This window comes from Nocardioides sp. F233 (assembly GCF_057813895.1).
Genome location: NZ_JBVASH010000001.1, coordinates 1,290,993 through 1,311,852 on the forward strand (window position 1 = coordinate 1,290,993; position 20,860 = coordinate 1,311,852).

Here is a 20,860-nt window from a genome sequence, read left to right on the forward strand (position 1 = left end):
CTCAGTGGGACAGGTCACATTCTGGCGGAACCTGCCAGCGTTCGCGCACGTCAGAGGGGGTATGACCGTCCTCGCTCGCCGTTCTGCCCTCCAGCTCGGACTCGCCGCCCTCGGCGTCTCCGCCCTCACCGCCTGTGGCGACGACGGACCCTCGTCGCGGGTGAGGAAGCAGGCCGAGGTGGACGGGATCGAGCTGGTCTCCTCCGACGTACGGCGGGCCGCGGGCGACCCGAGCCTGGTCGCGCCGGTCGTCGCCGGGCTCGACGCCTTCGCCGGCCGGCTGTACGGCGAGCTGGCGGGAGCCGGTGACGGCGGCGGCAACCTGGTGCTGTCGCCGTACTCCGTGGTGGTCGCGCTCGGCATGACCCTCACCGGCGCGGCCGGCACGACCGCCGAGGAGATGCGGTCCCTGCTGGGGGTCGGGAGCCTCGGCGAGCGTTGGCACAAGGGCGTCAACGCCCTCACCGCGACGATCGAGGGGCTGGCCGGACAGCAGGAGCGGGCCGACGGGTCGAAGGCGGAGCTGGCGCTGAGCACCGCCGACCAGCTCTTCGGGCAGCGCGGCGTCGCCTGGGAGGCCGACTTCCTCGACCTGCTCGCCAAGGAGTACGGCGCCGGACTGCGCACCGTCGACTTCGAGACCGCCGCCGAGAAGGCGCGCACCGCGATCAACGCCTGGGTCGAGCAGCAGACCCACGACCGGATCGTCGACCTGCTGGCCGAGGGCGCCGTCGACGCCTCGACGCGGCTGGTGCTCGTCAACGCGATCTACCTCAAGGCCCCGTGGGAGAGCCCGTTCGAGAAGAGCCTGACCGCGACCGGCCCGTTCCACCGCGCCGACGGCTCGAGCGTCGACGCCGACCTGATGCGGCTGCCCGAGCTCTCGACGTACCTGGTGAGCGGCGACGGCTGGAGCTCCGTGTCCCTGCCGTACGCCGGCCGCGGGCTCGCGATGACCGTCGTGCTCCCCGACGCGGGCGCCCTGGGCCGGGTCGAGGAGCAGGTCCGGTCCGGCGGCTTCGCCGCGTTCCTCGCGAAGGCCGACGGCGCGCAGCCGACCGCCGTCGAGCTGACCCTCCCGCGCTGGTCCTTCCGCACCAGTGCTCCGCTCAAGGCGCCGCTGATCGAGCTCGGCATGCCGACCGCCTTCGGTGACGGCGCGGACTTCACGCCGATGACCGAGGAGGACCTGCCACTGGTGGTGGCCGATGTCGTGCACCAGGGCTTCGTCGCGGTCGACGAGGAGGGTACCGAGGCGGCGGCCGCCACCGCGGTGATCATGGCGGAGACGGCGGTGCCGGTCACCGAGCCGTTCGTCGTCGACCGGCCGTTCCTGTTCGTGGTCCACGACGCCGAGCACGGCACCCCGCTGTTCGTCGGCCGGGTGACCGACCCCAGTTCGCTCGTCGAGTAGCCCGAGGCCCTGGCCGAGGGCGTATCGAGACGCCCTCCACCGTTCCCGTGCTGTTCACCGTCATCCCCCTTTCTCGTTGCGGAAGGCCGTCAACGTTCCCGGTGGTTGCGCGGTCCCGCGCTGCCATGGCGGCCCTTCTCGGGGTGGCCACGACCAAGGACGACTGTGACCAGCCTGCCCCTCGTCGATCCGAGCGCGCCCGACGTGCAGCCGCGCCGGATCTCCCGCAAGGCCACGGGTGCCGATGCGGTCTTCGTCAACATCTCCCGGGCGGTCGGCGCCTCGGTGCTGGTGATAACCGGTGGAGTCGGCCTGTTCCTCGGCTGGCAGGCGTTCCCCACGCTCCACCGCTACGGGTGGCACTTCTTCACCGAGTCCCAGTGGATGCCCGAGGCCGACGTCCTCGGCATCGCGGCCGTGCTGGCCGGCACCCTGCAGATCGCCCTGGTCGCCATGGTCATCGCGTTCCCGCTCGCCCTGAGCACCGCGCTCTACATCTCGGAGTACGCGCCGGCGTCGCTGCGCTCGGCCCTCGTCTCGCTCGTCGACCTGATGGCCGCCATCCCGTCCATCGTCTACGGCCTGTGGGGCTTCTTCCTCGTGATGCCGCACGCCGCTGCCTTCGCGACCTTCCTCCAGCGCCACCTCGGCTGGATCCCGGTCTTCGACGTGAAGGACACCGATCCCGACGCCGCGATCTGGGACGCCAGCCGCTACACCGCGAGCGCGTTCTGCGCCGGCATCGCCGTGGCGATGATGGTGCTCCCGATGGCCTGCGCCGTGATGCGCCAGGTGTTCAGCCAGACCCCGCCGGGGGAGAAGGAGGCGGCGCTCGCGCTCGGCGCGACCCGCTGGGGCATGATCCGGACCGTCGTCCTGCCCTTCGGCCGCGGCGGCATCATCGGCGGCACCATGCTCGCGCTCGGCCGGGCCCTGGGCGAGACGATCGCGGTCCTCCTCATCATCTCGCCGTCCTTCGACCTGAAGTTCCGCCCGCTCGAGATCGGCACCAACAGCGTCAGCGCGCTGATCGCCGGACGGTTCGGCGACGCCAGCGCGAGCCAGCTCTCCGCGCTGCTGGCGGCCGGCTTCGTGCTGTTCGTCATCACGCTCGCGGTCAACACGCTCGCAGCCATGGTCGTCAACAGGAGCCGTTCGGGCGCCGGGGCGGAGGCCTGAGATGACGACCTCACCGACCAGCTCGCCGGCCACCGCGCCGGTCGAGGCGCGCGGCACGACCGTGCTGCCGTCGTACGACGACGACGCCGCTCCCGCCGTGCCCCGGCCCTCCCTGGGGCGACCGACCGCCGACGAGAGGTTCGTGCGCTGGGGCGCGTGGGCCTCGGCCCTGGGCCTGGCCTGGCTGGTCACCCAGCGGCTGCTGCCGCTCCCCGGCCCGGCCTGGTTCCTCGTCGTCTGGTTCGTGCTCGGCCTGGTCGTCACCGCGGTCCTGTCGGCGCTCACCGTGTCGATGGTGGAGGTGCGCGACCGGGTCGTTGCCTCGGTCGTCACCGGCGGTGCCCTCGTCGTCGGCGCGGCACTGGTGAGCACCCTGTCGTTCATCGTGCTGCGCGGCTGGCGGCCGCTGCTGCACGTCAACTTCTTCGTCGACGACATGGCCGGCGTGGGACCGAAGGACCCGTTCGACGTGGGCGGCATCGCCCATGCCGCGGTCGGCTCCATGATCGAGATCGGCATCGCGCTGGTCATCGTGCTGCCGCTCGGCATCGGAACCGCGATCTTCATGACCGAGGTCGGCGGACGCTTCGCGGGCCTGGTGCGCACGATCGTCGAGGCGATGACCGCGCTGCCGTCGGTCGTCGCCGGCCTGTTCATCTACACCACGGTCATCGTGGTCGCCGGCTGGCCACGCTCCGGCCTGGCCGCGGCGCTCGCGCTCGCGGTGATGATGCTGCCGATCGTGGCCCGGGCCGCGGACGTCGTCCTCCGGGTCGTTCCCGGAAACCTGCGGGAGGCCAGCCTCGCGCTCGGCGCGAGCCGGTGGCGCACCGTGTGGCACGTCGTCCTGCCCACGGCGCGGCCCGGCCTCGCGACCGCCGTCATCCTCGGTGTCGCCCGCGGCGTGGGGGAGACCTCGCCCGTGCTGCTCACCTCCGGTGCGGCCGCGTTCATGGTCGTCGGTCCGACCGACGGCGTCATGAACTCGCTGCCGCTCTACATCTACACAACCGTGCGCAGCGGTGAGCCGCAGGCGATCACACGGGCCTTCGCGGCCGCGACCGTGCTGCTCGGCCTCGTCCTGTTCCTGTTCATCCTCGCGCGGGTCGTGGCCCGCCCGAAGCGGGCCAAGAAGGCCAAGCCCACCCGGCCCCGTGCCATGAAGGAGATCAACTCGTGAAGCGCCGTGGACGCACCCTGACGGCGGCCCTGCTGGCTCTCGTCTTCGGTGTCAGCCTGCCCCTGGCCGCCTTCGCCGCCGTGCCCTACGCCCAGATCGAGGGCACCGGCTCGACCTGGTCGGAGCTCATCGTCCAGCAGTGGATCGCCGACGTGAACGCCAACGGCATGAAGGTCGTCTACACCGGTGGTGGCTCGACCAAGGGCCGCAAGGACTTCGCCAACAACAGCGTCGACTTCGCGATCTCCGAGATCCCCTACCAGGGCACGGACGAACAGGGCCTCGCCGACACCAGCAACGGCCGCTCGTACGCCTACCTGCCGATCGTGGCGGGAGGAACGGCGTTCACGTACCAGCTCAAGGTCGGGAAGCAGCAGGTCAAGAACCTGCGTCTGTCGGGCGAGACGCTCGCGAAGATCTTCACCAACCAGATCACCAACTGGAACGACCCGGCGATCGCCAAGGACAACAACGGGAGGAAGTTCCCGGCCCTGCCGATCATCCCGGTGGTCCGCTCCGACGGGTCCGGTACGACGGCGCAGTTCACCACGTGGATGGACAAGCAGTACCCCAGCATCTGGCGTCCGTACTTCGGCCGCTCCGGGCTGACGTCGTACTACCCGAAGAAGTCGGGCAGCCGGATGGTCAGCCAGGCCGGCTCCGACCAGGTGATGAACACGATCAAGGGGTTCTCCGGCAACGGGATGATCGGCTACGTCGAGTACTCGTACCCGATCAACGCGAACTACCCGGTGGTCAAGGTGCAGAACGCGGCCGGCTACTTCGTCGAGCCCACGCAGTACAACACCGCGGTGGCGCTGACCCAGGCCAAGATCAACATGGACACCACGTCCCCGCTCTACCTGACGCAGAACCTCGACGGGGTCTACACGTACAACGACCCACGGTCGTACCCGATCTCGTCGTACTCCTACATGATCATCCCGACGGGCGCGAGCGACCAGCGGATGACGACGGCGAAGCGGCAGACGCTGGCCGACTTCATGTACTACTCGCTGTGCTCCGGTCAGACCAAGGCCGGCTCCTACGGGTACTCGTCGCTGCCTCTCAACCTGGTCCAGGCCGGCTTCGACCAGATCGCGAAGCTGAAGGCCGCCGACCCGGCGGTCGAGCTCACGAACCGTGACGTCAAGAGCTGCAACAACCCGACGTTCGACGGCAAGAACCCGAACAAGAACGTGCTCGCCCAGAAGGCGCCGAAGCCCCCCGCGTGCGACAAGGTCGGTGCCGGACCGTGCGGCTTCGACACCGGGACCGGCGAGCCGGCCACCGAGGACGCCGCCGCAGGCGGAGCGCCTGCCGGGGCCCCGGCGGCCGCACCGCCGGCCGCGGTCGACCCGGTCACCGGGCAGCAGGTGCCCGTCGCCGAGGCCGGTACGACACCTGTCTCCAGCGGCACCGAGCAGGTCTACGCCTCCCCGGACACGCTGTCGGCCTCGCGATCCGGCGACCGACGCCCGTTCGGGTGGGTCGTGGTCGCGGAGCTGCTCGCCCTGGTCCTGCTGCCGGGTCTGCTGGCCGCGACGTACCGGCGCCGCCTGGCCGCCCGAGGAGAGGGCCGATGAGCCGCCGTCCCGCAGCAGCGCTGCTCCTCCTCGCTCTGCTCGGCGCCTCGGTGCTGGCGGGCGGCACCGCCCAGGCCGACGACGACGGCCGGCCGAGCCACGGCCACAAGGGGACGATGCCCCGGACGCCGTACACCGCGCCGGAGCTGCCGACCCGGATCGGCGCAGGCAAGGGGGACTCGTCCTGGACGCAGACCCACTCCTTCGCCCGGCAGTTCGTCAACAATGACGGTTCGACCTACGACTTCCTCAACCCGCTCACCGGTCGGCCCTACGCGATGACCGTCAACGTCGACCACACCACGAACCTGCGCGGTCGCGAGCGGGTCCAGGTCACGTGGAGCGGCGCGCAGCCGAGCGCCGGACGCGCCTCCGACCCGTACGGCGTGCGCGGACTCACCCAGGAGTACCCGGTCGTCGTCATGCAGTGCCGCGGCCAGGGCGATCAGGTGCGTCCCGAGACCTGCTGGACCTCGTCGGTCACGCAGCGGTCCCAGGTCGGTGTCTCCAAGTCGGCCGCGGTGTGGATCGAGGACGAGCACGCGGACGCCGCCGACAAGGACGTGCTGTCCGGCATGAACCCGATGCCCGAGGCCGCCGACTGTCCCGCGATCGACCGGTCGGGCCTGCTCTACACGCACGTGACGCCCTTCGTCGCCGCCAGCGGCAAGGTCTACTCGGCCTGCGACGCCGCGCACATGCCGCCGGAGGCCGCGGTGGACTCTGCCTTCCCTCCGGCCGAGATCAACGCCTTCACGGACAGCAAGGGCAACGGATCCCTGCAGTTCGAGGTCCGGTCAAGCACAGAGAACGAGTCGCTGGGCTGCAGCCAGAAGACCCCCTGCTCCATCGTCGTCGTCCCGATCCAGGGCATCTCCTGCGAGCGCGCCTCGAGCGACGTCGACAGCCAGCTCGAGCCCATCGAGCAGGTCTGCCGCAAGACCGGCCAGTTCGAGCCCGGCTCGAGCAACTTCGTGGGTGCCCCGGACGCCGCCGTCTCGCCGGCGTACTGGTGGTCGGCGTCGAACTGGGCCAACCGGTTCGTCGTGCCGATCACGTTCGGGCCGCCGCCGGACGTCTGCGACCTGCTCGACAAGCGCTCGCCCACCGGCTTCTACGGCTCCGAGCTGCTGGCCCAGGCGGCCCTGCAGTGGTCGCCGGCCTACTGCCTGAACAAGAAGCGCTTCAAGTTCCAGATGAACCAGATGCCCGACGTGGCCGGGTTCCAGCTGATGAGCAGCGGTGAGGGCGCCGCGGCGATGGTCTCCTCGCAGCACGAGTCGAGCGGCGACCCCGTCGGCTACGCCCCGACCGCGATCACCGGGTTCGGGATCGGCTACGTCATCGACCGTCCCGGCAACGCCGGCGAGTACACCGAGCTGCGTCTCAACGCGCGGCTGCTCGCCAAGTTGATGACCCTCTCGTACGCGGGATCCACCTTCGGCGCCCAGCACCCGGGGATGGCGAGCAGCCCGTGGGGGATCATGGCCGACCCCGAGTTCATCAAGCTCAACCCTGGCCTCGACCAGATGCCGCAGGAGGCCGGAGCGACGCTCCTGTCACTGTCGAACTCCTCGGACATCATCGAGCAGCTCACCGAGTACATCGCCCAGGACAAGGCCGCGATGGCCTTCGTCAACGGGAAGGCCGACCCCTGGGGGATGCGGGTCAACCCGTCGTACAAGAAGCTGAAGCTGCCGACCTCGGAGTGGCCGCTGCTCGACGACTTCGTCCCGGCCGGCAGCACCCAGTGCCAGATCGCGAACCCGTCGACGTACTTCAACAACATCGCCGCACCGGTGACGTCGCTGCGCAAGATCTCCGACGCGCTGCTGGACGGCTGGCCGAACGTGCAGACCCGGTGCGACACCGACATCAGCACCACCCCGCCGACCTACAAGCTCGGCCGCGTGGAGCGGCAGCCCTACGGCTCCCGGTTCATCCTCGGTGTGGTGAGCCTCGGCGACGCTGACCGGTTCGGGCTGCGCTCAGCGGCCCTGCAGACCAAGCCCGACAAGTTCGTCGCTCCGTCCACGGCCTCGATGACAGCCGCCGTCGAGCTGATGAAGGAGGGCAAGAAGCGCGATCCGTACCGGCTGGACCAGGCCCAGGTGCAGAAGTCGTCGACGGCCTACCCGGGCACGATGCTCGTCTACACCGCCGCCAAGACCCAGAACCTGGACAAGAAGGACGCGGCCAAGGTCGCGCAGTTCATCCGGATCGCCACGTCCGAGGGCCAGCGCCCCGGCAGCGGCAACGGCGAGCTGCCGGGCGGCTTCGTGCCGATCCGCAACGCGGGCGCGACCAAGAGGCTGTTCGCCCGTGCCCAGGTCGTCGCGAACGCCATCGAGAGGCAGCAGGCGCCCGCAGCGCCGGCCGAGGGCGCTGCCCCGGCCATCGTGACCCCGGGTGCGCCGGACGCTGCGGCCGCCGAGGCTGCAGGGGCGCCGCCGGCAGCAGCGCCGGCAGGGGCGCCTGAGGCCATCGACATGCCCCCGACGCAGGCGGTGTCCTCGCAGTGGAGCGGACGCCTGCTCCCGGTGCTCTTCCTGCTCGGTCTCGTGTTCGCCCTCGTGAGCGCGGGTTCGCGGGGCTTCCTGCTCTGGAGCCGTCGCCGATGACCGCGCTCGACGAACAGGCCGCCGTGACCGAGGACGTGCCGACGACGTCGCCGGCACGCAGCCGCCTGGACCGGCTGCGGCGCCGCCCGCCGCAGCGCCGGGGGCCCCGACCGCCGCGGCCCGTCACCCCGCCGAACCGGACCCAGACCGCCGGCGCGGTGGTGAGCACGTCGACCACGATGGTGGCGCTCGTCGCGGGCTGGATGCTGCTGCAGCTCCTGGTCCTCGGGGGTGTGTCCCAGGAGCGCCACCAGCACCTGCTCTACGACGAGTTCCGCGCCCAGGTGGCCGCCGCGACCGCCACGGTCGGACCGGTGACCGCGCCGGGCGACCCCGTCGCCCTCCTCGAGATCCCGCGTCTGGGATTCCAGCAGGTCGTCGTCGAGGGCACCGCCTCCGGTGACCTGCTGGCCGGCCCGGGCCACCAGCGCAACACCGTGCTGCCCGGCCAGGCCGGGACGTCCGTCGTGTTCGGACGAGCCGCGTCCTACGGCGGTCCGTTCGCCGACCTCGGCGAGCTGGAGCGTGGTGACCGGATCGAGGTCACCGTGGGCCAGGGCCGCGTCGTGTTCACGGTGCAGGCCCTGCGCCGCAGCGGCGACCCGCTGCCCCAGCCGCTGGCCAGCGGGAGGTCGCGCCTCACGCTCGTCACGGCCGAGGGACACGGCCGGCTGAGCGCGATCGCGCCGGGCGAGGTCATCTACGTCGACGCCGAGGCAGCCTCGGCGTTCCCCGCTCCGTCCGGCCTTCCGCCGACGGTTCCCGATTCGGAGAAGCCGATGGGCGAGGACCTGGGGGCACTACCCCTGCTCGCCCTCGACCTCGCGCTGCTCCTGGCGCTGACGCTCGGGGTCATCGCCGCCCGTCAGAGATGGTCGCTGGTGCACGTGTGGGTGGTGGCAACGCCCCTCGCGCTCGCCCTGGCGTGGGTGACCACGGACGTGGTCATGAGGTTGCTGCCCAACCTGATCTGAGCGCCGTCCCGACGGCACCGACAAGTGAACACACGCCGCGGCCCTTGCACACACGGTGTCGGCCGCACCCACCACCACAGGAAGCGAAGCAGATGTCTGTACGCAAGTCCCTCGCGGCAGTCCTGGTGACCGCCGTCGCCGGGTCGACCGTCGCCCTGACCGCCGGCACGGCCTCGGCCGCCTACGCCCCGAACGCCGCGACCGACAGCAAGACCTCGGGTGTCGTCACGGCCGACCTGATCGGCGCCGGCTCGGACACCTCCGAGATGGCGCTCAAGCTTCTCGCCGGCGCCTGGAACAGTGGTGCCAAGGCCGGTTACGGCCAGACCTTCGACATCGCCACCTTCGGCGCCCTCGGTGGCGGCGACCTGCCGGCGCCGGTCGTCGTCGACGGGACCGGCCAGCCGCTGGCGCGACCCAACGGGTCCGGCCCGGGCCGCGCCACGCTCTACGGCACCGGCCGCGCCTCGGAGGTCGACTTCGCCCGCTCGTCGGGCGCGCCCTCCGCGCAGAACTACAGCGACGGCATGCGCTCGATCCCCTTCGCGCTCGACACCGTCGTCCCGGCGGTCGCGGGCGGCAACTCCCACAGCGCCAACCTGAGCCTGGCCGACCTGCAGGCGATCTACGTCACCTGCACCAAGACGACGTGGGGGGACGGCACCGCGATCCACCCCTACATCCCCAAGCAGGGCTCGGGCACCGAGTCCTTCTTCAAGAGCAAGGTGGTGCCCGCCGGGCAGACCTACGGCGCGTGCGTCAAGGACCACACCAACGACGCCGACCCGGCCGGCTCCTTCGTCCAGGAGCACGACGCCGGCCTGTTCGCGATCGACGCGCTCGCCCTCGTCCCGTTCTCGAAGGGCCGCGCCGCGCTGGCCGGCACCGTCAAGGACATCTCGACGAACGTCGACCCGGCCACGTCGACCGCGTTCAAGCGCAACCTCTACAACGTGGTCCGCGCCGAGGAGGCGTCGCGCGCCGACATCCAGGCCGTGTTCGGTGAGACCGGCTTCGTCTGCTCGGCCGCTGCCCACGACCTGATCGCGCAGGCCGGCTTCGAGCAGCTCGCCACGGCGGCCCTCGGCGGCGACTGCGGCAAGGTGATGAGCGCTGCCAGCAGCAACTTCACCCTCAACGCCGTCACCACCCCGGCCGTCACCGTCACCGGCGCCGGCAACCCGGGCGCGGTCAACCTGACCGCCAAGGTGACCTCGTCGCCCACCGCCGTCGGCTCGGTGACCTTCACCGAGGGCGCGACCGTGCTCGCCAGCAACGTCAAGGTCGTCTCCGGCCAGGCCGTCACCACGCCGCTGGCGCTGGCTGCCGGCAGCCACACCATCAAGGCCGTCTTCACGCCGGGCCAGTCGAACTTCCAGACTGCCCAGACGACGGCGACCGTCACCGTCGTCGCTGCGACCGCCCCGAACACGGCCGGCTGCGACACGGCCACGGCCAAGGTCACGAAGGCGAAGAAGGCCCTCAAGAAGGCGAAGAAGGCGCACAAGTCCGCCGCCACCGTGAAGAAGCTGGCCAAGAAGGTCAAGAAGGCGAAGCAGGCCCAGACGGCCGCCTGCGCCTGAGCATCACCGCACCACCCCGGTGCCGGGTGACCGCCCCCGCGCGGTCGCCCGGCACCGCCCTCTGAACAGGAAGAGCAGCATGGACACCGAAGCCACCGCAGAGCGCACGATGGTCATCCCCGCGGTCGGCGCCGACGTACCGGGCCCGGAGGCGTCACTGGCCTCCCTCGACGCGCGCGACATCACCGCCTGGTTCGGCGACCACAAGGTCCTCGACCGGGTCTCGCTCACGATGGACGCGGGCCGGATCACCGCCCTCATCGGCCCGTCCGGCTGCGGCAAGTCGACCTTCCTGCGCATCCTCAACCGGATGCACGAGCTCGTCCCGTCGGCCCAGCTGGCCGGCGAGGTGCTGCTCGACGGGGAGGACATCTACGACCCGAGCAAGCGGCTGATCGACGCCCGCCGTGCTATCGGCATGGTCTTCCAGAAGCCGAACCCGTTCCCGGCGATGTCGATCCAGGAGAACGTGCTGGCCGGCCTCAAGCTCACCGGCACCCGGCTGAGGAAGGCCGACAAGGACGAGCTGGTCGAGTCCTGCCTGGTCAAGGGCGGCCTCTGGAAGGAGGTCAAGGACCGGCTCGACGCTCCGGGCGGCGGCCTGTCCGGCGGCCAGCAGCAGCGCCTGTGCATCGCCCGCTCGCTGGCCATCAAGCCGCGGGTGCTGCTCATGGACGAGCCCTGCTCGGCCCTCGACCCGACGTCCACGCGGGTGATCGAGGAGACCATGCTCGAGCTCGCCCGCGAGGTGACGATCGTGATCGTCACCCACAACATGCAGCAGGCCGCGCGGGTCTCCGACCAGTGCGCGTTCTTCCTCGCCTCGCAGGGCCAGCCCGGTGTGATCGTCGAGCACGGTGCCACCGAGGCGATGTTCCAGAGCCCGCAGGACTCGCGGACCTACGACTACGTCAACGGACGGTTCGGCTGAGCGACGGGACTGTCGGCGCCCCGGCGTAGGCTGACGCCTGCACCCCCGGTCGCAGCCAGACCGGGGGCAATCGTCGTGTTCCTCGACCAAAGGTGTGCCCCGTGAGTCTCGCCGGCCTCGCCGACGCCGTCCTCGCCGACCCGACCCTGTCCGCCGCGCTGGCGGGCGCCACGAGCGGTGACCAGCCGACCGGTGAGCTGACCGGTCCGGAGGCGCTGCGGCCCTTCCTGGCGACCGGCCTGGTCCGGGCCGGGCGGCCGGTCCTCGTGGTCACCGCGACCACGCGTGAGGCCGAGCAGCTGGTCGCCGAGCTGGGCGACCTGATCGACCCGGCGGGCGTCGCCTACTACCCGAGCTGGGAGACCCTGCCCCACGAGCGGCTCAGCCCGCGCAGCGACACGGTCGGCCGGCGGCTCGCCGTGCTGCGCCGCCTGTGCCACCCGGGGACGGACGCGACGACCGGGCCGGTCCAGGTCGTCGTCGCGCCGGTGCGCAGCGTGCTGCAGCCGCAGGTCAAGGGTCTCGGCGACCTGGTGCCGGTCGAGCTGACCGTCGGCGCGACCGCGGAGATCGACGACGTCGTCGCCGGGCTGGTCGGTGCGGCGTACTCCCGCGTCGACCTGGTCGAGAAGCGCGGCGAGTTCGCGGTCCGCGGCGGCATCGTCGATGTCTTCCCGCCGACCGAGGAGCACCCGCTGCGCGTGGAGTTCTTCGGCGACGAGGTCGACGAGATCCGCTCCTTCGCGGTCGCCGACCAGCGCACGATCACCAAGGTCGACCGGCTGTGGGCCCCGCCGTGCCGCGAACTGCTGCTCACCGACGAGGTCCGGGCGCGGGCGGCCGAGCTCGGCCAGACCCACCCGCAGCTCCTCGAGATCACCGACAAGCTCGCCCAGGGCATCGCCGTCGAGGGCATGGAGGCGCTGATCCCGGCCCTCGTCGACGAGCTCGAGCTGCTCGTCGACCTGATGCCCGCCGACACCCGGATCCTGGTGCTCGACCCCGAGCGGGCCCGCGCCCGCGCGCACGACCTGGTCGCCACCAGCGAGGAGTTCCTCGCCGCGTCGTGGGCCACCGCCGCCAGCGGTGGGCAGGCGCCGATCGACCTGCAGGCGGCGTCGTACCAGTCGCTCGCCGACGTCCGGGCCCACGCCCGCGAGCGCGGCCAGGCCTGGTGGACGTTCAGCCCGTTCGGCCTCGACGACGAGGGTCTCGACGAGCTCGACCAGCGGATGACGGTGCAGCCGGCGCCGTCGTACCGCGGCGACGTGGCGAAGGCCTTCGTCGACATCACCCGCTGGCGCAGCGAGGGTCACGCCGTGGCGGTCGTGCACGTCGGCCACGGTCCCGCGCAGCGCATGGTCGAGGCGCTGGGGGAGCAGGACGTCCCGGCCCGTCTCGTCGAGGACCTCCCGGCCGGGCACCAGCTCGACCCGGCCGTCGTCACGATCACCTGCGGCAACCTCGGCCACGGCCTGGTCGACACCGGCCGCGGCCTGGCGATCCTCACCGGCGAGGACATCGTCGGCACCAAGGCCTCGGTGCGCGACAAGGGCGCGATGCCGGTGCGGCGCAAGCGGCAGATCGACCCGCTGGAGCTCAAGGCCGGCGACTATGTCGTCCACGAGCAGCACGGCGTCGGCCGGTTCGTCGAGATGAAGCAGCGCGAGGTGCAGGGCGCCATCCGCGAGTACCTCGTCCTCGAGTACGGCCCCTCCAAGCGCGGCGGCCCGGCGGACCGGCTGTTCGTCCCGGCCGACACCCTCGACCAGGTCACCCGCTACGTCGGCGGCGAGCAGCCCAGCCTCGACCGGCTCGGCGGCGGCGACTGGACCAAGCGCAAGAACAAGGCCCGCAAGGCGGTCCGCGAGATCGCGGCCGAGCTGATCAAGCTGTACGCCGCCCGCCAGGCCACGCAGGGCCACGCCTTCGGCCCCGACACCCCCTGGCAGCGCGAGCTCGAGGACGCCTTCCCGTTCCACGAGACCCCCGACCAGCTGACCACGGTCGACGAGGTCAAGGCCGACATGGAGCGGACCATCCCGATGGACCGCCTCATCTGCGGTGACGTCGGCTACGGCAAGACCGAGATCGCCGTGCGAGCGGCGTTCAAGGCGGTGCAGGACGGCAAGCAGGTCGCCGTCCTGGTGCCGACGACGCTGCTCGTCAACCAGCACCTGACGACCTTCTCCGAGCGCATGAGCGGCTTCCCGATCAACCTCAAGCCGCTCAGCCGGTTCCAGACCGACAAGGAGGCCGCGGAGACGATCGCCGGCCTCGCCGACGGCACCGTCGACGTCGTGGTCGGCACCCACCGGCTGTTCAACGCCGACACGAAGTTCAAGGACCTCGGCCTGATCGTCGTCGACGAGGAGCAGCGCTTCGGTGTCGAGCACAAGGAGGCGATGAAGCGGCTGCGGACCTCGGTCGACGTCCTCTCCATGTCCGCCACGCCCATCCCGCGCACCCTGGAGATGGCGATCACCGGCATCCGCGAGATGTCGACGATCACCACGCCGCCCGAGGAGCGGCACCCGGTGCTGACCTACGTCGGTGGCTACGAGGACCGCCAGGTCGTGGCGGCGATCAGGCGTGAGCTGCTGCGCGACGGACAGGTGTTCTACATCCACAACCGGGTGAGCTCGATCGAGAAGGCGGCGGCGAAGATCCGCGAGCTGGTGCCCGAGGCGAGGGTCGCGACGGCCCACGGCCAGATGGGCGAGCACCAGCTGGAGCAGGTGATGGTCGACTTCTGGGAGAAGAACTTCGACGTGCTGGTCTGCACGACCATCGTCGAGTCCGGCATCGACGTCTCCAACGCCAACACGATGATCATCGAGCGCTCCGACACGCTCGGCCTCTCGCAGCTCCACCAGCTGCGCGGTCGCGTGGGTCGTTCGCGCGAGCGGGCCTACGCCTACTTCCTCTACCCGACCGAGAAGCCGCTCACCGAGACCGCCCACGAGCGGCTCGCCACCCTGGCGCAGCACTCCGACCTCGGCGGCGGCATGGCGATCGCGATGAAGGACCTCGAGATCCGCGGCGCCGGCAACCTGCTCGGTGGCGAGCAGTCCGGCCACATAGCCGACGTCGGCTTCGACCTCTACGTCCGCCTGGTCGGCGAGGCGGTGCGCGACTTCCGGTCCGACGGCGGGGCGCCGGAACAGCTCGAGGAGGTCCGCATCGAGCTTCCGGTCGAGGCCCACCTGCCGCACGACTACATCCCCAGCGAGCGGCTCCGGCTGGAGATCTACAAGCGCCTCGCCGAGGTCCGCACCGACGCCGACGTCGACGAGATCGTCGGAGAGCTCCAGGACCGGTACGGCGAGCCGCCCGAGCAGGTCACCGCGCTGCTCCTGGTCGCACGCTTCCGGGCCCGGGTGCGGCAGGCCGGGGTCAAGGAGGTCACCACGGTCGGCAAGAACGTGCGCTTCCACCCCGTCGTGCTGCCCGAGTCGCGCACCATCCGGCTCAACCGCCTCTACCCGAAGTCGATCGTCAAGCACCAGCTCGAGTCGATCCTGGTGCCGCGACCCGGCATCCCGGGGCGGACGGGAACGCCCCTCGAGGGGGTCGCCCTGCTTGAATGGGCCCGGCTCGTCATCGACGCGGTCATCGACCCCAAGGAGTGAGTGTGCGTCCCACGTTCCGGTCCGCTGCAGCGAGTCTCGCTGCGGTTGCCCTGCTCACCGCCGGCTGCGGCGTCAGCGACAACGACGTGAAGCCCGGCGTGGCCGCCGAGGTCGAGGGCCAGCAGCTCTCGCTCAGCAAGGTCGACCAGGCGGTCCAGGACTACTGCGCCCTGGCTGCGACCAACCCGCAGGCACAGGCGGCGCCCATCGCGCTGGTCCGTGCGCAGTTCGTCGTCGGCTGGACCCAGGCGGTCGCCGTCGACGACCTGGCACCCGAGCACGGGGTGTCCCTGCCGGCCGAGCAGATCGACCGGACGTCCGTGACCGACGAGTGGGGCGCCCTCGGCACGATCGACGACGACAACTACGACACCTTCGAGTTCCTGACCTGGATCAAGCAGCGGCTCACCGACCCGGTCGAACAGCTGGGAGCCGACGAGTCCGGCGCGCAGGGCGACGCCGCCGTCGCCGCGGGCATCGCGCTGATCACGAAGTGGCTCGACGAGCACGACGTCAGCTTCAACCCGGTCTTCGGGACGTACGACGCCACGACCGGCGTCTTCAGCGGCGACCCGCTCTCGGTGCCGGTGAGCAGTGAGGCCAAGGACGCCAGCAACACCTCCGCCATGACGCCCGAGCAGGTCGCGAAGCTGCCCGCGGACCAGCGCTGCGGCCCGGCCGTCGCGCCGGCGGCGGTCGTGCCCCAGGGATAGGCAGTGTCCGAGCCTGCGGACGGGCCGGTCGCCGAGTTCGTCGAGGTGATGCGGCGGCTGCGGGCGGAGTGCCCGTGGAAGCAGGAGCAGACCCACCGCTCGCTGGTGCGCTACCTGCTCGAGGAGACCTACGAGACCGTCGACGCCATCGACGAGGCAGAGGCGAGCGGCGAGTTCGGCCACCTCGCCGAGGAGCTCGGCGACCTGCTGCTGCAGGTCGTCTTCCACGCCGTGATCGCCGAGGAGCGCGGCGACTTCTCGCTCGACGACGTCGCCCGAGGGATCACTGCGAAGATGCGCCGCCGCAACCCGCACGTCTTCGGCGACGTCTCCGACGACGACCTCACGGCGGAGCAGGTCGACGAGCGCTGGCAGCGGATCAAGGCGGCCGAGCAGTCCGCCCCGTCCGAGCTGCCGGCCGCGCTCCCCGCTCTCCTGTACGCCGACAAGACGCTCGGCCGCCGCGAGCGCGCCGGGATCCCGCTCGACCTGGTCCCGGACTCGTCCGACGTCGGCGAGCGCCTGCTCGCCCTGGTCGCCGAGGCCCGTGCCGAGGGCGTCGACCCGGAGCAGGCGCTGCGCGACGCCGTGCGGAGGAGGCAGTGACCGAACCCGGCGGCTGGCTGGTCGGGCGCGGTATCGCCGACGTGACCGGCGAGCCGTGGGGCGTCGGGATGATGGGCTACGGGATGCCTGACCAGCGCACCTGCGGGATCCTGTCGCGCCAGTACGCCCGCGCGTTCGTGCTCGACGACGGGAGCCGCCGCACGGCGTACGTCGTCGCCGACATCGGCATGTTCTTCCAGGCCACCGTGACCGCGATCCACGAGCGGCTGGCCGACCGCTTCGGCTCGACGTACGGCGCGGGCAATGTCGTCCTCACGGCCACCCACACCCACTGCGGGCCGGGCGGCCACGGTCACGACATCCTCTACAACATCACCACCGGGGGCTTCCGCCCGCGCACGTTCGAGCGACTCGTCGACGGCGTGGTCGACGCGATCGCCCGCGCGGACGCCGACCTGGCGCCGACCACGCTGCGGCTCACCCGTGGCGAGCTGCACGACGCGAGCGCCAACCGGGCCCGGGCGGCGTTCGAGCGCGACCCGGCCGACGAGCGGGCGCTGTTCCCCGACGGCATCGACCCGCGGATGACCCTGCTGCGTCTCGAGCGCGCCGGCGAGCTGGCCGGCGTGATCAGCTGGTTCCCGGTCCACAACACCTCGATGTCCAACCGCAACCGGCTGATCAGCGCCGACAACAAGGGCTGGGCCGCCCACGAGTGGGAGCAGGACGGCGATCTCGTCACGGCGTTCGCGCAGACCAACGCGGGCGACCTCAGCCCCAACCTGGAGCTCCAGCCGGCCACCGGGCCCACGCGGGACGAACGCGAGAACACCCGGGTCATCGGCGAGCGCCAGCTGGCCGCCGCGCGCCGGCTCGCCGCGGAGCCGGGCGTCGAGGTGGCGCCGTTGGTCGACGTACGGCACCGGTGGGTGCGGATGGCCGAGCGGACGGCCGCGTCCGGCCGCACCGGTCGCGCGATCCTGGGCGCGAGCTTCGCCGCCGGCAAGCTGACCGACGGCCCGGGCTCGCCGCTGTTCGACGAGGGCCGCCGCAACCCGGTGCCCGAGCGGCTCAGCCGCTGGCTCTACCGGCGCCGGCCCACGCTGGCCGCGGCGCACGAGCCGAAGGACCTGTTCCTGCCCGTCGGCAGCCTGCGCTGGGTGCAGGAGACCTACCTGCTCCAGCTGGTCCGCTGGGGCCACCTGCACCTGCTCTGCCTGCCGTTCGAGGTGACCGTCGTCGCCGGGTGGCGGCTGCGGCGCGCGGTCGCCGCCGAGCTCGGGATCGACGTCGACGACGTCGTGCTGCAGGGCTACGCCAACGGCTACGGGCACTACGTCACCACGCCCGAGGAGTACGACGAGCAGCTCTACGAGGCGGGCTCCACGATCTTCGGCCGCCACGAGCTGGCCGTGCTGACCGACGCCGTCGTCGAGCTGGCCGGTGCGATGCGCACGGGGCGGCCGCTGGACCCGGGCACCCCGCCCTCACCCCGCCGGCTGCGCTGGACCCTGCCCGTCGGCTCGCCCCGGCTGGCCCGCTCCGCACCGGCCTCGGTGCTGGCCTCGCCTGCGATTGCGGCGGTGGGGGAGAGCGTCGTCGCGACCTTCCGCACCGAGCACCCGAACGCGGTGCTGCGGCCGACGTACCTCCGCCTCGAGCGCCGCGACGGCGACACCTGGCACCAGGTCGCCGACGACTCCTCGACGTCGACCACGATCCGCTGGCGGCGCGACCGCGGGCTGCGGTTCGTCGCCGAGGTCACCTGGGTGGCGGGGGAGCCCGGGACCTACCGGATCACCTGTGTCGGCAGCAGCGACGCGACGACGCCGCCGGTCGTCGTCCACTGACGTCCGGCGGCGCCGCTTCGGCCGAGGTCAGCGCGTGGGGGCCGCGACTCCCTCGACCCGCACCGTGCGGCGGCTCGACGCCACGACGATGCGGACCTTGCCGCTCCACGGGACCGCGAAGGTCGTCACGTCGACGACCTGCGTGGGGGTGGAGCGCTTGATCGCCTGGGTCTTCACGAGCCGCTTGCCCGCGTAGACCTTGACCTTGCCGGGCTTCTTGCCGGTGGCGACGACCAGGGCGAGGCGACGGGCGTCCCGGACCCGCAGGCTCAGCGTGCTGCCCTTGCGCTTGAGGGAGGCGGCCGGGACCGGCACGGTCCAGGTGCGCGTCGCCGCGGTCGGGTCGGTGTTGCCCGCGGCGTCCGTGGACGTCGCGGTCAGCACGTGGGTGCCCGGCGCGAGGCCGTTGAGGACGAGCGGTCCGGCCGGGCACGGCAGGGCGGTCCCGTCGAGGGTGCAGGTCGTGCGGGACCCGGGCTCCGTCGTACCCACGGCGAAGGCGGCGTCCGGTGTCGTGACGATCGAGCCGTCGGCCGGGCCACCGGTGAGAGTGGTGTCCGGGGCGGTGGTGTCCGTCGCGGCCACCGTCCAGGTACGGGTCACCGGGGTCTGGTCGCGGTTGCCCGCATCGTCGCGCGAGGTCGCCTCGAACACGTGACGGCCGGGAGCCAGACCCTCCAGGGTGACCTGGCCGCGACCGCACGGCGTCCCGGCGCCGTCGATCGAGCAGTAGAAGACCGTGGCGCCCACGGCGTCGAGACTGAAGGTGGCGGTGCGCGACGTGGTCGTGGATCCCTCGGCCGGGCCGCCGGCAAGGGTCGTCTCCGGCGCCGTCGCGTCGATGGTCCACTCGTAGTGCGCCGGGACCGGGTCCACCCAGGTCCCGTTGCGCCCGGCGACGGTCAGCGTGTGCGATCCGTCGGCGAGGTCGCTGAAGTGCGCCTGGCCGCTGTCGCAGGTGAACTGATAGCCGTCCAGCGTGCAGTCGAAGGCCTTGCCGCCCTGGGAGCTGAAGGAGAAGTCCGCGGTCCGGCTGTTGCCGAGCTTGGGCGGGGTCGCGGTGAAGGCGGTGTCGATCGAGTGCACCTGCAGCGACTGGGAGTAGCTCAGGTTGCCCGAGGCGTCCTCCGAGCGGACCGCGAAGATGTGCTGCCCCTCCGGCAGCGTGAGCGTGCGCGGCGAGGTGCAATTCTCCCAGGCGCCGTTGTCGAGCTGGCAGTGGATGGCCACCGCACCGCTGGCGGAGAAGGTGAACCTGAACCGACCTTGTTCGTTGACCACCTGGCTGGCGTTGAAGCTGGTCATCTTCGGCGGGTCGACGTCGCGGAACACGGCGACCGGGTACTTGTCGACGGTCGAGAACGCGCCCGAGTGCACCGCGCAGTCGCGGGTGCCGCTGCTGTTGCTGCGGGTCTCGTCGCAGCCCTGCCACTCCACGAACTCCCACCCGGCCGGCACGCCGAAGAAGGACGGCCGCAGCCAGACCCAGGCCTCGAAGGGCTCCTCGTTGCGGATCCGCGCACAGGTCAGCGTCACCCGGTGGTCGAGGTTGGTGGTGCGGTCGCACGCCGTACCGCCGCCGTCCTCGATCGACCCCTCCACGACCTCGACCCGGCCGGCGCCGGTGATGCCGATGGTGACGCCGACCTGACCGGCGTGGGCGGGGGCGGGGGTCATGAGCGGCACGAGGCCGGCCACCAGGGCCAGGGCGCCGATGGCCAGGCGGAGGATCGTGCGACTCATGCGTTTGCCTCCGTGTTGTCCGGGAGGGCGAGCCACTGCTGCCAGGTGAGGTCGCGGCCGACGTAGCGTGGCTGCTGGAGCGGCCAGTCGGCCGCGATCCAGGCGGGGACGAAGGCGTCCAGCGCCTGCTCCACGTCGCTGCCGAGGGCGCACTCGGCCACCCACCACGAGATGTCCGCGTCGGCGCCGACCTTGGCCGGCGGATCGACGTACACGCACCCGAGGAGGACGGTCTCGTCCGTGTCGAAGAGGCCGTACAGGAAGGACTCGTGGGCCTCGATCTCCGCCGCGTGGTGGGCGAGGTCGTCGACATCCGCCTCCCGGCTCAGCTCCACCGGGGGCCACCCCCACGCCTGTCCGTAGATCGACCACAGCCGGTCCCGCGACGCGTGCACCGCCGGCAGGTCGAGGTCGACGTCGGCGGGTCCCATCGGGCGCAGGTGGTGCGTCTGTGTCACCGGGACCCGGGTCGGGTGGGCCCAGGTCGCGGGCAGCCAGGAGGTGGGGGTGGTGGTCATGGATCCGAGGGTGGCTCGGGGCGCTTGTGGTCGCCTTGCCGGTCGCTTGCGTTTCGGTGGTCGAGGAGGTCGCGCAGCGACCGTCACGAGACCACCCGAGATGCTGCCGGAACTGTCCGCACGCTTCGGTCGCGTCGTCGTTGTGTTCGGAGAGGCGCTGGCGAGGAAGGGCCGTAGGTGGCTGGGCTCGGCGGTCGGGCTACGGCCCGCGACGACACTTGAGATGCACCGGGTGACGTCGGTTCTCCACACCCAATGATCGAGTTTCCCCTGTCCACAGGCGGGTTTCCGGCGTTCGGTTGCGTCGGAGGCGGGTGGGAGAATCCAGTCATGGATCTCGGAACCCGGCCCCGTTCGACAGCAGCACTG

General features: G+C 71.5%; 14 protein-coding genes. 12 read left to right on the top strand and 2 right to left on the bottom strand.

The features are described from left to right. Positions 1-61 precede the first annotated feature (61 nt). The 12 genes from ACZYRU_RS06290 to ACZYRU_RS06345 all read left to right on the top strand — a co-directional run bounded on the left by ACZYRU_RS06290 (position 62) and on the right by ACZYRU_RS06345 (position 18,230). Positions 62-1,414, top strand: coding sequence for a serpin family protein (locus tag ACZYRU_RS06290; protein WP_488956213.1), 1,353 nt, complete (start codon positions 62-64; stop codon positions 1,412-1,414). 165 nt (positions 1,415-1,579) lie between these two features. Then, complete coding sequence (gene pstC, locus ACZYRU_RS06295) at positions 1,580-2,593, top strand: phosphate ABC transporter permease subunit PstC (protein ID WP_488956214.1); 1,014 nt, start codon at positions 1,580-1,582, stop codon at positions 2,591-2,593. Between the two features lies 1 nt (position 2,594). Continuing rightward, positions 2,595-3,773, top strand: a complete 1,179-nt coding sequence (gene pstA / locus ACZYRU_RS06300; protein ID WP_488956215.1) for a phosphate ABC transporter permease PstA — start codon at positions 2,595-2,597, stop codon at positions 3,771-3,773. Continuing rightward, positions 3,770-5,359, top strand: coding sequence for a substrate-binding domain-containing protein (locus ACZYRU_RS06305; protein ID WP_488956216.1), 1,590 nt, complete (start codon positions 3,770-3,772; stop codon positions 5,357-5,359). The genes pstA and ACZYRU_RS06305 overlap by 4 nt, the downstream gene beginning before the upstream one ends. Then, on the top strand, positions 5,356-7,980 hold the full coding sequence (locus ACZYRU_RS06310; RefSeq protein ID WP_488956217.1) for a hypothetical protein: 2,625 nt from the start codon (positions 5,356-5,358) through the stop codon (positions 7,978-7,980). The genes ACZYRU_RS06305 and ACZYRU_RS06310 overlap by 4 nt, the downstream gene beginning before the upstream one ends. Further along, positions 7,977-8,954: a sortase gene (locus ACZYRU_RS06315; protein ID WP_488956218.1), complete on the top strand. Its 978-nt coding sequence runs from the start codon at positions 7,977-7,979 to the stop codon at positions 8,952-8,954. The genes ACZYRU_RS06310 and ACZYRU_RS06315 overlap by 4 nt, the downstream gene beginning before the upstream one ends. A gap of 92 nt (positions 8,955-9,046) precedes the next feature. After that, positions 9,047-10,537 carry a hypothetical protein gene (locus ACZYRU_RS06320; RefSeq protein ID WP_488956219.1) on the top strand — a complete coding sequence of 497 codons (1,491 nt, stop codon included), beginning with the start codon at positions 9,047-9,049 and terminating at the stop codon, positions 10,535-10,537. Between the two features lie 79 nt (positions 10,538-10,616). After that, the gene (locus ACZYRU_RS06325) at positions 10,617-11,468 is read left to right on the top strand and encodes a phosphate ABC transporter ATP-binding protein (protein WP_488956220.1); all 852 of its coding nucleotides are present in this window, start codon (positions 10,617-10,619) and stop codon (positions 11,466-11,468) included. A gap of 101 nt (positions 11,469-11,569) precedes the next feature. Then, the gene (gene mfd, locus ACZYRU_RS06330) at positions 11,570-15,100 is read left to right on the top strand and encodes a transcription-repair coupling factor (RefSeq protein ID WP_488956221.1); all 3,531 of its coding nucleotides are present in this window, start codon (positions 11,570-11,572) and stop codon (positions 15,098-15,100) included. 2 nt (positions 15,101-15,102) lie between these two features. Continuing rightward, positions 15,103-15,813, top strand: a complete 711-nt coding sequence (locus tag ACZYRU_RS06335) for a hypothetical protein (protein WP_488956222.1) — start codon at positions 15,103-15,105, stop codon at positions 15,811-15,813. A gap of 3 nt (positions 15,814-15,816) precedes the next feature. Next, entirely contained in the window at positions 15,817-16,419 is a 603-nt protein-coding gene (locus tag ACZYRU_RS06340) for a MazG nucleotide pyrophosphohydrolase domain-containing protein (RefSeq protein WP_488956223.1), read from the top strand. Next, the gene (locus ACZYRU_RS06345; protein ID WP_488956224.1) at positions 16,416-18,230 is read left to right on the top strand and encodes a neutral/alkaline non-lysosomal ceramidase N-terminal domain-containing protein; all 1,815 of its coding nucleotides are present in this window, start codon (positions 16,416-16,418) and stop codon (positions 18,228-18,230) included. The genes ACZYRU_RS06340 and ACZYRU_RS06345 overlap by 4 nt, the downstream gene beginning before the upstream one ends. Positions 18,231-18,257: 27 nt before the next feature. On the opposite strand, the gene ACZYRU_RS06350 is transcribed toward ACZYRU_RS06345, so the two are convergent. Both ACZYRU_RS06350 and ACZYRU_RS06355 read right to left on the bottom strand, forming a co-directional pair. Next, positions 18,258-19,973 carry a hypothetical protein gene (locus tag ACZYRU_RS06350; RefSeq protein ID WP_488956225.1) on the bottom strand — a complete coding sequence of 572 codons (1,716 nt, stop codon included), beginning with the start codon at positions 19,971-19,973 and terminating at the stop codon, positions 18,258-18,260. Then, positions 19,970-20,491 carry a GNAT family N-acetyltransferase gene (locus tag ACZYRU_RS06355; RefSeq protein WP_488956226.1) on the bottom strand — a complete coding sequence of 174 codons (522 nt, stop codon included), beginning with the start codon at positions 20,489-20,491 and terminating at the stop codon, positions 19,970-19,972. Before ACZYRU_RS06355 ends, ACZYRU_RS06350 begins: the two co-directional genes overlap by 4 nt. Between the last annotated feature and the right edge of the window lie 369 nt (positions 20,492-20,860).

What these genes read in the sequence shown, in the direction of transcription:
- ACZYRU_RS06290 (WP_488956213.1), top strand. Translation starts at nt 62, where the DNA reads ATGACCGTCCTCGCTCGCCGTTCTGCCCTCCAGCTCGGACTCGCCGCC.
- pstA (WP_488956215.1), top strand. Translation starts at nt 2,595, where the DNA reads ATGACGACCTCACCGACCAGCTCGCCGGCCACCGCGCCGGTCGAGGCG.
- ACZYRU_RS06310 (WP_488956217.1), top strand. Translation starts at nt 5,356, where the DNA reads ATGAGCCGCCGTCCCGCAGCAGCGCTGCTCCTCCTCGCTCTGCTCGGC.
- ACZYRU_RS06315 (WP_488956218.1), top strand. Translation starts at nt 7,977, where the DNA reads ATGACCGCGCTCGACGAACAGGCCGCCGTGACCGAGGACGTGCCGACG.
- ACZYRU_RS06320 (WP_488956219.1), top strand. Translation starts at nt 9,047, where the DNA reads ATGTCTGTACGCAAGTCCCTCGCGGCAGTCCTGGTGACCGCCGTCGCC.
- ACZYRU_RS06325 (WP_488956220.1), top strand. Translation starts at nt 10,617, where the DNA reads ATGGACACCGAAGCCACCGCAGAGCGCACGATGGTCATCCCCGCGGTC.
- ACZYRU_RS06350 (WP_488956225.1), bottom strand. Translation starts at nt 19,973, where the DNA reads ATGAGTCGCACGATCCTCCGCCTGGCCATCGGCGCCCTGGCCCTGGTG.
- ACZYRU_RS06355 (WP_488956226.1), bottom strand. Translation starts at nt 20,491, where the DNA reads ATGACCACCACCCCCACCTCCTGGCTGCCCGCGACCTGGGCCCACCCG.